The following is a 12,863-nucleotide window of genomic DNA, read 5'->3' as shown; positions in this document are numbered from 1 at the left end:
CTGAGGGGTCCTGTGACAGACGTGGAACACGAGTTTTCACGCCTGGTTGGCTACCGTGGGCGGCATGGAGATCTGGATCAATCCCGCCTGTTCCAAGTGCCGCAGCGCGATCAGCCTGCTCGACGCCGAGGGCGCCGACTACACCGTCCGCCGCTACCTGGAGGACGTCCCGAGCGAGGACGAGATCCGCGCCGTACTCGACCGGCTCGGGCTCGAACCGTGGGACATCACCCGCACCCAGGAGGCCGCGGCGAAGGAGCTGGGCCTCAAGGAGTGGGCGCGGGACGCCGGTTCGCGCGACCGGTGGGTCAAGGCGCTCGCCGAGCACCCCAAGCTCATCCAGCGGCCGATCATCACCGCCGAGGACGGCACGGCGGTGGTGGCCCGCACGGACGAGGCGGTACGGGATGCTTTGTCCAGGTAGCGGGCGGTCCGGGCGGCTCACTCCTCAAGCATCATGTGACGTGGGTTACTTGAGAGTTCGCTGTGACCGTTGAGTAGCTCCGTTCGACATCTCGTACGTAGCGGCGTACTCGTCCGATCCGGTGGCCGATCCGAAGGACCGCCGGGAACAGGAGGCGCGCATGTCGCGTAGGAGAACGCTCGGCACGAAGAAGAAGGTCGCGCTGTTCGTGACCGCGGCGGCGGTGGCGGGAGGCGGGGCCTTCGCCATGGCGGCCACGTCGAACGCGGCGCAGACCGCGGCGGATTCCAGCGTCTGTCAGGGTCTGGCCACCGCGCTCGGCAACAACGAGCGGTTCATCGCGGACCAGAGGGCGAAGCCCGACGCCCAGTCGGCGGCCCGGATCGCCAACCGCGAGGCGGTCGTCGCACAGATCAAGGTCCAGCAGAAGGCGTCGGACTGCGTGGTCGGGGAGTCGGCTCAGGGCTCCCAGGCCGCACAGCCGGCGCAACCCGCTCAGCCGTCCGCACCGGCCACGGAGACCGGGGGGTCGGCTCAGGACCCCCAGGGCGACGAGGCCGCGGGGAGCACCGGCGGCGCGGGCGGCACGGGGAACGCCGGTGCCGGCCGGCAGGTCTGCAACGGCTCCACCGTCACCCTCTCCGGTGAGGGCGGCGCCCCGGCCGCGTCCAGCAACCAGTTCCCGGCCGGCACGAAGCTGCGGGTGACCAACCTGGACAACAACAAGTCCACGACCGTCGAGGTCACGTCGGTCTCCGGCAGTTGCGCCCTGTTGAACAACGCCGCCTTCGAACAGGTCCGGGAACCCGGCAAGTTCCTGATCCGCCGCGCGCTGATCGAGCAGGTGGGGTGAGACCGGCCCGGACGGCGGCACACCGAGGTACGGAGCGGGCCCTCTCGTGACGGTGAGGTGACGGGAGGGCGACCGCGGTCCGGTGAGGCCGGCCATCGCGCGAAGCGGTGGCCGGCCTCGTACGCGCGTACGACCTGCGCGTCCGCCAGGACGTGAGCCGTGCCACAGCTCCACCAGGTAACACGGGGTTCACATTCGAGCAACGGCCGGGAAATCGCACGTTGACAGGCTGCCCGGCATCAGCGGCGTTTCAGTGCCGCAGCGCCGCAGCACCCGCGCATGCGCCTAGTGACCCACCCCGAAGGATGTGTCCCGTGACCTTCAAGGCTGAGTACATCTGGATCGACGGCACCGAGCCGACGGCCAAGCTCCGCTCGAAGACGAAGATCTTCGCCGACGACGCCAAGGGTGCGGAGCTGCCGATCTGGGGCTTCGACGGGTCCTCCACCAACCAGGCCGAGGGGCACTCCTCGGACCGTGTGCTCAAGCCGGTCTTCTCCTGCCCGGACCCGATCCGCGGCGGCGACGACATCCTCGTGCTCTGCGAGGTCCTCAACATCGACATGACGCCGCACGAGTCCAACACGCGTGCCGCGCTGCGCGAGGTGGCCGAGAAGTTCACCGCCCAGGAGCCGATCTTCGGCATCGAGCAGGAGTACACCTTCTTCGACGGCGAGCGCCCGCTCGGCTTCCCGATCGGCGGCTTCCCGGCCCCCCAGGGCGGCTACTACTGCGGTGTCGGCGCCGACGAGATCTTCGGCCGCGACATCGTCGAGGCCCACCTGGAGAACTGCCTGAAGGCCGGTCTCGCCATCTCCGGCATCAACGCCGAGGTCATGCCCGGTCAGTGGGAGTTCCAGGTCGGCCCGGTCGGCCCGCTGGAGGTCGCCGACCACCTGTGGGTGGCCCGCTGGCTGCTCTACCGCACCGCCGAGGACTTCGACGTCTCCGCGACCCTGGACCCGAAGCCCGTCAAGGGCGACTGGAACGGCGCCGGCGCGCACACCAACTTCTCCACGAAGGCGATGCGCGAGGGCTACGACGCGATCATCACCGCGTGCGAGTCGCTGGGCGAGGGCTCGAAGCCGCTCGACCACGTCAAGAACTACGGCGCCGGCATCGACGACCGCCTGACCGGTCTGCACGAGACCGCCCCGTGGAACGAGTACTCCTACGGTGTCTCCGACCGTGGCGCCTCGGTCCGTATCCCGTGGCAGGTCGAGAAGGACGGCAAGGGCTACATCGAGGACCGCCGCCCGAACGCCAACGTCGACCCGTACGTCGTGACGCGGCTGATCGTCGACACCTGCTGCACCGCGCTCGACAAGGCCGGCCAGGTCTGATCCACCCCGGGGCTCCGTGAGCCCGCGCTGTCCGAGAGGGCGTCCACCGGTCCGGTGGGCGCCCTTCGGCGTCGCCGGTCCGCCGGCCCGGACCGGCGCGGGGCGGATGCGATGGCGAAGAAGCGTCCAAGCAGTGAGAGGAGACTGATGCAACGGGCGTGTGTCTGCTTCAATGAACGCATGGCCGGCTTCCAGAACCCACGCGCGACGGGTCACCATGACCTGGAGCCCTTCTGGCCTTCCCGTCAGCACCACGACTTCGACCGGGTGTGTTGCCGCGCGACGAACGCGCCGGCCCTCTAAAGCCGTACACCCCGGCCTTCGGTCGGCGCGGAACGACGTACGCCCCTCGGCGGGACCGATCACGAACTCGGTCGCCGAGGTCTCCCGGACGATCCTCCCGCGCGAAAGAGCTGACCTCTCATGGCGAACACCCGTTCTCTGTCGACCGCCGCCCCGCTGACCTCCGCGCCGGGCCCCGCGTCCGTCGCCGTCCCCGCGCCCGGCGCCTCCCCCCGGCACCGGCTGCGTGCCGTGGGCCGGGACGAGGTCGTGGACATCACGGACTTCCTGCCGCCGGGCGCCACCTGGCTGCCCGCACCCCAGCACACCCTGCCCACGCTGCCGGGCCGGCCCCCGATGGTCGGCTACCTGGTGCTCCTGCCGGCCGACCAGCAGCCTCCGGTGCCGCCGTTCGCGGTCCAGGCCGAGCTGTCCCTCGACCACGCCGGTGCGGCCGTCGGTTCCGGTCCCGGTTCCGCCGGTCCCGGTTCCGCCGGTGCCGATCCCGCCGGTTCCGGTTCCGCGGGGGCGGCGGACGAGCTGGTCCGGGTCGACACCGTGCGGCGCACGGCCGAGGTCGGCGGGCGTCCGCTCGACCTCACCTATCTGGAGTTCGAGCTGCTCGCCCACCTCGTCGCGCACCCCCACCGGGTGCACACCCGCGACCAGTTGGTCACCACGGTGTGGGGCTACGGGCATGTGGGAGACGGGCGGACGGTCGACGTCCACATCGCCCGGCTGCGGCGCAAGCTCGGCGCGGAGTTCCGTCAGGCGATCCAGACGGTACGGCGGGTCGGTTACAAGTACACGCCCCCGCTGGGCCGTTGACGGATCTCCTGAAGCGATCCCCCCGGAGCGATCTTGCCAGAGCGGGGCTTCCGGGAGCGGGTCCGTGGAGCCGGATCTCCTGAGAGCAGATTCCCGTTCCGTACCGGCCGCCCGGCGGGCAGAGTCTGCGGCATGAGACTTCTGATGCTGGGTGGTACGGAGTTCGTGGGCCGCGCCGTCGTGGAGTCGGCGCTGGCCCGCGGCTGGGAGGTGACCGTCTTCCACCGGGGACGGCACGCACCTCCGGCCGGGGTGCGGTCGTTGCTGGGCGACCGCACCGCCCCGGACGGGCTCGCGGCGCTCGCCGACGCCTCCGCCGCGGCCTGCGCGGGCGGGGGCGGATGGGACGTCGTCGTCGACACCTGGTCGGTGGCGCCGCGAGCCGTCAGGGACACCGCGCGCCTGCTGTCCGGTGTGGCCGAACGGTATGTGTACGTGTCGAGTTGCTCGGTGTACGCCTGGCCGCCGGCCGCCGGGTACGACGAGTCGGCGCCCCTGGTGAACGACGCGTCGGCGGACGCCGAAGGGACGGACTACGCCCGCGACAAGCGGGGCGGGGAGCTGGCCGCGGTCGAGGCGTTCGGCGCCGACCGCTCGCTCCTCGTACGCTGCGGTCTGATCCTCGGGCCGTACGAGAACATCGGCCGGCTGCCCTGGTGGCTCTCCCGTGTCGCCCGGGGCGGTCCGGTCCTGGCGCCCGGCCCCCGCGACCTCCCCCTGCAGTACGTCGACGTCCGTGATCTCGCCGGCTGGATCCTCGGCGCCGCGGAACGGGGATCGAGCGGCGCGTACAACCTGATCGGCCCCACCGGTACGGCCACCATGGGCGAACTGCTCGACGCATGCGTGCGGGTGACCGGCGGTGCGGCCGAACTCCGCTGGACGGCACCGGAGTTGATTCTCGGGGCCGGGATCGAGCCGTGGACGCAGCTGCCGGTGTGGGTGCCCGAGGGGAGCGACCTGCACGGCGCACTGCACGGGGCGGACGTGTCCCGCGCCGTACGGGACGGGCTCCGCTGCCGGTCCGTGGAGGAGACCGTACGGGACACCTGGGAGTGGCTGACGGAACTCGGCGGAGCCGCGCCGCATCGACCGGACCGGCCGGCGGTGGGCCTGGACGCGTCGGTGGAGGCGGGGCTGCTGGGACTCCGACCGGGCAAACCGGCACGGTGACGGCGGTTCTCGCGCATCCTGGCCAGAGCAGCCGAAACACCCCCTTCACGGGCCCGGTCAGGGCCGCTCGTCGCGCACACGCCGTAGGGGATCGACAACTCCCGGTGCCGCGTGGGGTGTTGAAACCAGTTTGTCCCACGAATCTCTCATCAATTTCTGAGTCGCCTGAACACTCCTGGGACTCAGCGCGTACTTGATGGAGCCGCTTCACTCCTGTCGGGCGCCTCGATAGCCCCGCAAGGAAGTCAGAGGAGTTCCATGGGACGCAACACACGCAAACGACGCTCGCCGCTGGCCGTTCGGGCCATTGCCGCATCCGCGGCGCTCGCGGTCGCGGGCGGCGGCCTGGTCTGGGCGAACTTCTACGCCTCAGCGGGCGAGTCGAAGTCCAAGCCCAACGCGACACTGGCGTCCGCTCAGGTGGCCACCATCGCCTGCCCGGACGTCGGTCAGAAGCTGACGAAGGTGCCGAAGAAGGCGCGCGCGGGTGTCGCCAAGGAGCTGGCGCTGCTGGACCGGCAGATCACCGAGGCGTACAAGCGCCTGGCTGACACGCGCCAGGCTCAGGCGGGCGACGCCAACTTCGTCAACAACGCCATTCTCGGCCCGCTGAAGTCCAAGCGGACGGCCACCATCGACCGGATCGGCATCAACATCCGGCGCGTGGGCGGCCAGGCTCCGCAGGGGCTGGCTCAGCTCGCGGCCTGCCAGGGCAAGGGTGACCAGGCTCAGACCAACGCCGGCGCTGGCCAGGGCCAGAACCAGGGCGGCCAGAACCAGGGCGGCCAGGGCCAGAACCAGGGCGGCCAGAACCAGGGCGGTCAGAACCAGGGCGGTCAGAACCAGGGTGGCCAGGGCCAGAACCAGGGCGGCCAGGGTCAGGGCCAGGGTGCCAACGGGCAGGGCGGCAACGGCCCGGTCGCGGGCGACTTCATCAACATCAACCAGGTCCAGCCCAACGGCGGCCCCAAGGGCGTGAACGGCAACGGTCTCGCCGCCAACGGCAACGGTGGCTCGCGGGGCACCTTCACCACGAACTGCGGCGTCAACAAGAACGAGCTGCGCAACTCGGACAACGTGATCGTCGCCCCGGGTGTCAGCAACGGCGCCCAGCACCAGCACGACTACGTGGGCAACCAGAGCAACAACGCCTTCGCGAGCGACCAGGACCTGGCCAACGCGCAGACGTCCTGCCAGAACCAGGGCGACAAGTCGTCGTACTTCTGGCCGGTCATCCGCATCCAGGACGGTTCGAACGACATCGACGCCAACAAGCCCGGCGGCGGCGCGGACAAGAACGTCGGCAAGATCGTCGAGCCGAGCCAGGCCCAGCTGAAGTTCGTCGGCAACAAGCGTGGCCCGGTCGTCGCGATGCCGCAGGCCCTGCGCATCATCACCGGTGACGCCAAGGCCTTCGTGAACGGCCTGAACAACGCCAACACGAACTGGAGCTGCACCGGCTTCGAGGACCGTGTGGTGACGGACAAGTACCCGATCTGCCCGCAGGGCAGCTCCGTGGTGCGGACGTCCTTCTTCCAGAGCTGCTGGGACGGCAAGAACATCGACAGCGCCAACCACCGCACGCACGTCGACTTCGTCGAGGCGGACGGCAGCTGCTCGAACGGCTTCCAGGCCATCCCCCAGCTCCAGGTCCGCCTGGTCTACAACGTCCCGGCCCCGCAGATCCAGAACGGCCAGGTCGTGAAGCCCTACGCGGTCGACTCCTTCCCGGAGAACCTGCACAAGCCGATCACCGACCACAACGACTTCATCAACTTCTTCAACCAGGAGACGATGAACAAGATGGTCCAGTGCATCAACAACGGCCAGAACTGCACGTAGTACCCGAGCGCTTCTGAGCCACAGACCAAAGGCCGGCGGTGGGATCTCCCACCGCCGGCCTTTGGTCTTCCCCGGATCGCCCGGTCACCCGGATCACCCGGCTCGCCGCGGATGTATCCGTGTCGGCCCCGCCCCGGAGTTCCGGGGCGGGGCCGACACGGTCAGCCGCTGTGGCTGCCGTCGTTGTGGCTGCCACCGGGGTTCATGTGCTCGGACCCCTCCTGCATCTCCCCGCCGAGGGTGCCCTGCAGCCCGCCCACCGTCTTCTTCTCGCCGACGGCGACCCACTTGCGGCCGACGAGGTAGTAGCCGCCGTAGTCCTTGGCGCCGGCGAGCCACTCCGCCTGGCCCCGGTCGGTGGCGAAGGTCGCGAGGACGAACTTGCCGTCGAAGTCGCCGTCCTTGTTCGTGCACAGGGCCTGGCGGATGGTGTCCGCGTCCGTCTGCATGTCCGGCTTGCAGCCCACTTCGCCCGCGATGTGCTCCAGCGTCCCCGTCGCCGTCTTCGGGACGGCGGTCTCCGCGTCGTCGGACCCGCCGCAGCCGGTCAGCGCCAGCAGCGCCACGACAGCGCCGGCCGCGGCCCCCGCAAGCCTCTTCCTCGTCAAACTCATCCGTACCTCCGGGTCCGTTCAGGCGACATGAACGCGCCAGCTCCGTGCGCACCGTTGTTCACGGACGGTCGCCCCGTTAGCGTGCCGCCACTGTCGACACAGGGGGCACACAGACATGAACGGTCCGTCGCGACGCACGGTGCTGGGCTCGGCCGGTGTCATCGGCCTCGGGACCCACCTGCGGTGGTCGGCCCCGGCCCACGCCGCGGAGAGCCCTGGCGAGGGCCCCGCCTTCGATACGGCTCCCGCGCGCTCGGCGCTCAATCGGCTGCTGCCCGGCCATGCCGGACAGTTCCGGCTCAGTCTGCTCGACCGGAGCGACACCGTCGACCGCTTCCGTGTCACAGGCACCAAGGGAGACATCCAGGTCGAGGCCACCACACCGGCCACGGCGCTCATGGGCGTCCACTGGTACCTGAAGTACGTCTGCGGGGCCCACCTGGCCTGGAACGGCAGCCAACTGGACCTGCCGAGCCGCCTTCCCGCCCCCGCCCGCCCCCTGGAGGGATCCACCGCCCTCCCCCACCGCTTCGCCCTGAACGACACCAACGACGGGTACACCGCCCCGTACGCGGACTGGCCGTACTGGGAACGCCAGATCGACCTCCTGGCGGCGCACGGCTGCAACGAGGTGCTGGTCACCGCGGGGACGGAGGCCGTCTACCACCGGCTGCTGAAGGACTTCGGCTACTCGGACGAGGAGTCCCGCGCCTGGCTCCCCGCCCCCTCCCACCAGCCCTGGTGGCTGCTGCAGAACCTCTCCGGGTACGGCGGCCCGCTCTCCCCCGCGCTGATCGCCCGCCGGGCCGAACTCGGCCGGCGCATCACCGACCGTCTGCGCGAGCTGGGGATGTCCCCCGTGCTCCCCGGCTACTACGGGCACGTCCCCAAGCAGTTCGTCGAGCGCAACGGCGGGGACGCGCACGTCGTCCCGCAGGGCGTCTGGCACGGTTTCGAACGCCCCGACTGGCTCGATCCGCGCACCGACTCCTTCGCCCGGGTCGCCGCCTCCTTCTACGGCCACGCACGGGACGTGTTCGGTGCGGCGGCCCACTTCAAGATGGACCTCCTGCACGAGGGCGGCACGGCGGGCGACGTCCCCGTCCCGGACGCGGCGCAGGGCGTCGAACGCGCCCTCCAGAAGGCCCACCCGGGCGCCACCTGGGTGATCCTCGGCTGGCAGGAGAACCCGCTGCCGGAGCTGCTGGACGCCATCGACCGGTCGAAGATGCTGATCGTGGACGGCGTCTCCGACCGCTACGCCGGTGTCACCGACCGCGAACGCGACTGGGGCGGCACCCCGTACTGCTTCGGCACGATCCCCAACTTCGGCGGCCGGACGACCATCGGCGCCCGCGCGCACCTGTGGAACGACAAGTTCTTCGCCTGGCGGGACAAGGCGGACAGCGCGCTCGTGGGCACGGCGTACATGCCGGAGGCCACCGACCGCGACCCGGCGGCCTTCGAGCTCTTCTCCGACCTGGCCTGGACACCGGCGAAGATCGACCGGGCCGCCTGGTTCTCCTCGTACGCCGACTTCCGCTACGGCGGCCGCGACGACGCGGCGCGCGCGGCCTGGCGGGCGCTGCACGAGACCGCGTACCAGCAGCGGGCCGTGGAGCGCAGCGACCCGCACGACTCGCTGTTCTGCGCCCGCCCGGACCTCGCCGCGGACCGGGCCGCCGCGTACGCGCCGCGCACGCTGACCTACGACCCCGGCCGCTTCGACGCGGCCCTCGCCGGACTGCTGGACGTGGCGGCCGGGCGGCGCCGCAACCCGGCGTACCGGTACGACGTGGTGGACGTGGCACGGCAGGCGCTCGCGCACCGGAGCCGCCAGTACCTGCCCCAGCTGCGGGCGGCCCACCGGCGGGGGGACCTCACGACGTTCCGCGCGCTGGCCACGCTCTGGCTCCGCTTGATGCGGCTGTCCGACGAGGTCACGGGCACGAACGGCGCGTTCCTGCTGGGCCCGTGGGTGAACGACGCACGGCTGATGGCCACGGACGACGCCGAGCGGGCCGAGTTCGAGCGGACCGCGAAGGTCCTGATCACGGTGTGGGGCGGGCGCGCCACCTCCGACACGGGGGATCTGCACGAGTACGGCAACCGGGAGTGGAGCGGCCTCATGGCCGACTTCTACGTCCCGCGCTGGCAGAAGTGGCTCGACACCCTGGAGGACGCGCTCGCCACGGGCACCGCCCCGGCGCCCGTGGACTGGTTCGCGTTCGAGGAGCCGTGGACCCGGCAGCGCGAGGACTATCCGCTGCGGCCGGTGGGCGACGCGTACCGGACGGCGGCGCGGGTGCGGGACGTGCTGGCGCGGGCGCCGTACCAGGGGACGCTGACCGTCACCGCGGAGCCGCCGGTGCTGCCGCCCGGCGGGAGCGCGCGGCTGTCGGCGGTCCTGCGCAACGTCAACGGGCTGCGGGACACCGGGCGGGTCGACTTCGCGCTCGGCGGCTTCGCCGGTACGGCCGAGCCTCAGGGCCCGACATCCTTGCCGAGCGTCGCCGCGGCGGGGTCGGGGACGGTGAGCTGGCGCGCGGACGCGCCGGGTACGCCGCTCGACCGGCCGCTGCGACCGCTCCCCTACACGGTGACGGCCGCGTACGGCCCCCGTGGCGAGGACCGGGTCGAGGGGCGCTTCGACGGGACGCTCTACGAGGCGGGGGCGCTGGAGGCGGGATGGCGCACCTACACCAGCAACGGGGCGGTCTTCGGGCAGCTCGCGGACCGGTTCGCGATCGACGGGGCCGGGGCGGACCTGTGGCGGGGGACCTCGGAGTTCGGCACGGCCTATCGGGCGGGGGCGCTGCGGGACGGTACGTCCGTGACGCTCCGGGTCGACTCCCAGGCGGCGACCGGGAACTGGGCCCGGGCGGGCATCGTGGTGCGCAACGGCCTCGGTACGGCCGGGTCGGCCGGGTTCCTGAACCTGGCCGTCACTCCGGCGAACGGGGTGGTGCTGTCCTACGACGGCTCGGGGGACGGGACGCTCGACACGTATCGGCGGATCACGGGGGTCGGGGCACCGGTGGTGTTGCGGCTGAGCCGGGTGGGGGTGGGGGCGTACGTGGGTGAGTGCTCCGTCGACGAGGGGGCGACCTGGCGGGTGGTGGCGTCGGTGAGCGTGCCGGGGGCGGCGAACGGGGGGCAGGACGTGGGGCTCTTCATGAGTGCGGCGAACGGGGGGAGCGGGGTGCGGGGGCTGGTGGAGTTCAGCGGGTGGTCTCTGGCGTAGGCGGGTGCGGGCCTCGGGTTCTTCGGTGCGTTCTTCGGGTGCGGGTGAGTCGGGGCTGGTCGCGCGGTTCCCCGAGCCCCTGAAAAGCAGGGGCTGCGCCCCGTGCCCTTCAGGCCCGCAGGGGCTGACGCGTTCAGGGGCGCGGGGAACCGCGCGAGAAACCCCCACCCACCCGCACCCGCCCGCACAACCCCAGTCGCCCCACCCCCAGGCGCCCCCGCCCCACCCGGCGGAGCGCTCTGGTGACCATCGGACCATTCGCTCGTTTTGCTGAACGTGCAGTCACAGGATGTCGCCCCGCGCCCCGCATCGTCCCGCGCCCAGGAGTCGGTCGTGGACGTCGAGCAGGCGGAGGCCGCGCTCGTCGAGCACTATCCGCGTCTGGTGCGGCTGGCCTATCTGACGTTGCCGTCGGACCTGGGCCGGAACCGCCGCGTGCTGACGGCGCACGCGCTGACCCAGCGGGCGCTGCCCAGGGGCCGCAGGTCCACCTCGCTCATCCCGGCGCAGGCGACGGGCGCGGACCGGGAGCGCAACCCCGGGTACGCCTTCGTCCGGCTCCAGGTCGTCCGCACCGCCCTGGAGGCGGGCCTCCCGCTGCGGCGCTGGGCGTGGCCGAAGCGGGCCCAACTGCCGGCGCCGCTGCCGCGGGTGTGGGGCCTCAGGCTCTTCCCCCGCTCCGGCGGCGCCGACGAACTGGCCCTGGACCAGCGGCTGTCGGCGCTCTCCGCGCCGGGACGCGCCGCCTACGTCCTGCGGGGCCTGGAGCGGCTCCCCGACCCGGTGATCAGGTCGCTTCTCGAAGAGGCGGGGGTCGACGCTCCGGACGCCGCGCTGCAGGAGGCCGACTCGGTGCCGGCGCGGCAGTACGCGCTGCTCTCCTCCCCCGAGTACGACCCCTGTTCGCTGCACGCCCGCCCCACCGATCTGATGCGCCGCCGCCAGCACACGAGGGCCGCGCTGGCGGCGACGGCCGCCGTGATCGTGTCCGGGGCTCTCCTCGGGCTGCCCGGGGAGAGCTGGGGGCCCGACGGCGCGGCGGCGCCGTCGTACGCGCGGAACCCGGCGGCCCAGGCGGCACTCGATCCGGGGCAGCTGACGACGGCGACGGCCACGGCGTGGCGGACGACGGGGCGCACCGACTTCACCACCTGGCCCGCGCGCGGCGATCTCGTCAAGGACAGAGCCCTGCTGCGGCGCGCTCTCGCGGTCTGGGCCCGCCCCGGTGAGTCCGTGCAGGTCGCGGTCACCCTCGGCACCCAGGCCGGGCCCCCGCCCGGCCCGCCGCAACTGCTGTACGCGGGGGTGGTCGACAGCCTCCGGGTCGTCCTGCTCCACGACGGCCTGCGGATCGCCCGGTACGCCGAGCCCCTCGACGACCCGGGCGCGGCCGCCCTGGACCTGACCCGGGCCGACGGAGCGACCGGTGCCGGCGCGAGCGCCCTGGTGCTGGGCCGGTCCGACGGCAACGTCCGCTATCTGACGGCACCCTGGGTGCGCGCGGCGGCCGTACGGGATCTGGCGGAGCCCGGCGCCCGGGTGCGTCCGCTCGCGCTGGCGAAGGACGGGACGACGGCGCCGTTCGCCAGTCCGGCGGTGCGGACCGGGGCGTGCCGGTCCTGGGACGTTCTGCAGGTCACCGACGCCTCGGGAGGTACGCGGCTGCTGACCGACCTGTTGGAGGTGACTCCGGCGCACCTCACGATCGGGCGCCCGTCGGCCGTGTCGGCGAGGCGTGAGGCGTCGGCCGCGCCGGCGGTCTGGGCGCCCTTCGCCTGTTCGCTGGCCGCCGTACGGTCGCAGGGGGTGCGGACCGTGAACGCCTGGCAGTTCGCCCGTCAGCCGCTGCCCGACGGGAGCGGCACGGCCGACTGGGTGTGCACGCGCACCGAGACGTGGCGGGGCGCGGGCACGCGGGTGCTGGCCCAGTTCGACACTCCGGCGGGCGCGTACGTGACGGCCGCCGCCGACGAGGTTCCCGCCTGCGGCCCGGCGGACCCGCACGTCCTCGCCGCCGGCCCCTGGAAGTCCGCGAACGGCGAGTCGTACATGCTCGCCGCCGGCGGCAAGGACACGGTGTCCGTCGAACTGAGCGGCGGGGTCAGCGGTTCGGCGCCCGGCAACCTCCTCGCCGTACCGGCCGGGGACGGCGTGCGAGCCGAGTTGAAGGGCAAGCTGGCGAACGGCCGGGAGATCAGCGCCCTGCAGTCCGCCCGGTGACCGCCCGCGCCTCGGACGTCTCCGCCCGGTCCCGCCCCTG

At 72.2% G+C, this 12,863-nt stretch carries 9 protein-coding genes; 8 read left to right on the top strand and 1 reads right to left on the bottom strand.

Features of this window, described 5'->3' with window-relative positions; translation table 11 throughout:
• Window positions 1-64: 64 nt before the first annotated feature.
• The 6 genes from ACZ6BB_RS16435 (at window position 65) to ACZ6BB_RS16410 (ending at window position 6,745) form a co-directional block, all read left to right on the top strand.
• Complete coding sequence (locus ACZ6BB_RS16435) at window positions 65-424, top strand: arsenate reductase family protein (RefSeq protein WP_319365196.1); 360 nt, start codon at window positions 65-67, stop codon at window positions 422-424.
• Between the two features lie 160 nt (window positions 425-584).
• Window positions 585-1,277, top strand: coding sequence for an RlpA-like double-psi beta-barrel domain-containing protein (locus ACZ6BB_RS16430; RefSeq protein ID WP_471615869.1), 693 nt, complete (start codon window positions 585-587; stop codon window positions 1,275-1,277).
• Between the two features lie 314 nt (window positions 1,278-1,591).
• Window positions 1,592-2,620, top strand: a complete 1,029-nt coding sequence (glnII, locus tag ACZ6BB_RS16425) for a glutamine synthetase (RefSeq protein ID WP_471615868.1) — start codon at window positions 1,592-1,594, stop codon at window positions 2,618-2,620.
• Window positions 2,621-3,043: 423 nt separating this feature from the next.
• On the top strand, window positions 3,044-3,730 hold the full coding sequence (locus tag ACZ6BB_RS16420) for a winged helix-turn-helix domain-containing protein (RefSeq protein ID WP_471615867.1): 687 nt from the start codon (window positions 3,044-3,046) through the stop codon (window positions 3,728-3,730).
• A gap of 132 nt (window positions 3,731-3,862) precedes the next feature.
• Window positions 3,863-4,903: an NAD-dependent epimerase/dehydratase family protein gene (locus ACZ6BB_RS16415; protein ID WP_471615866.1), complete on the top strand. Its 1,041-nt coding sequence runs from the start codon at window positions 3,863-3,865 to the stop codon at window positions 4,901-4,903.
• Window positions 4,904-5,161: 258 nt separating this feature from the next.
• Complete coding sequence (locus ACZ6BB_RS16410; protein ID WP_471615865.1) at window positions 5,162-6,745, top strand: DUF1996 domain-containing protein; 1,584 nt, start codon at window positions 5,162-5,164, stop codon at window positions 6,743-6,745.
• Window positions 6,746-6,906: 161 nt separating this feature from the next.
• Here the strand turns inward: ACZ6BB_RS16410 and ACZ6BB_RS16405 are convergent, their stop codons facing one another.
• Window positions 6,907-7,359, bottom strand: a complete 453-nt coding sequence (locus ACZ6BB_RS16405) for a hypothetical protein (protein WP_471615864.1) — start codon at window positions 7,357-7,359, stop codon at window positions 6,907-6,909.
• A 115-nt stretch (window positions 7,360-7,474) separates the two neighbouring features.
• Here ACZ6BB_RS16405 and ACZ6BB_RS16400 point away from each other — a divergent pair, with 115 nt between their 5' ends.
• Both ACZ6BB_RS16400 and ACZ6BB_RS16395 read left to right on the top strand, forming a co-directional pair.
• Window positions 7,475-10,603 carry an alpha-N-acetylglucosaminidase gene (locus ACZ6BB_RS16400; protein ID WP_471615863.1) on the top strand — a complete coding sequence of 1,043 codons (3,129 nt, stop codon included), beginning with the start codon at window positions 7,475-7,477 and terminating at the stop codon, window positions 10,601-10,603.
• A gap of 276 nt (window positions 10,604-10,879) precedes the next feature.
• On the top strand, window positions 10,880-12,823 hold the full coding sequence (locus ACZ6BB_RS16395; protein ID WP_471615862.1) for a hypothetical protein: 1,944 nt from the start codon (window positions 10,880-10,882) through the stop codon (window positions 12,821-12,823).
• Window positions 12,824-12,863: the final 40 nt, after the last annotated feature.

The organism is Streptomyces sp. NPDC041108 (assembly GCF_055592645.1).
The sequence above is the reverse complement of the archived record's forward strand: the minus strand, read 5'-3'. Positions and strand labels throughout refer to the sequence as shown.

Bases quoted from the DNA above. Each gene is read 5' to 3' on its own strand.
- ACZ6BB_RS16430 (WP_471615869.1), top strand. From the start codon at position 585: ATGTCGCGTAGGAGAACGCTCGGCACGAAGAAGAAGGTCGCGCTGTTC.
- ACZ6BB_RS16410 (WP_471615865.1), top strand. From the start codon at position 5,162: ATGGGACGCAACACACGCAAACGACGCTCGCCGCTGGCCGTTCGGGCC.
- ACZ6BB_RS16405 (WP_471615864.1), bottom strand. From the start codon at position 7,359: ATGAGTTTGACGAGGAAGAGGCTTGCGGGGGCCGCGGCCGGCGCTGTC.
- ACZ6BB_RS16435 (WP_319365196.1), top strand. From the start codon at position 65: ATGGAGATCTGGATCAATCCCGCCTGTTCCAAGTGCCGCAGCGCGATC.
- ACZ6BB_RS16420 (WP_471615867.1), top strand. From the start codon at position 3,044: ATGGCGAACACCCGTTCTCTGTCGACCGCCGCCCCGCTGACCTCCGCG.
- ACZ6BB_RS16400 (WP_471615863.1), top strand. From the start codon at position 7,475: ATGAACGGTCCGTCGCGACGCACGGTGCTGGGCTCGGCCGGTGTCATC.
- ACZ6BB_RS16415 (WP_471615866.1), top strand. From the start codon at position 3,863: ATGAGACTTCTGATGCTGGGTGGTACGGAGTTCGTGGGCCGCGCCGTC.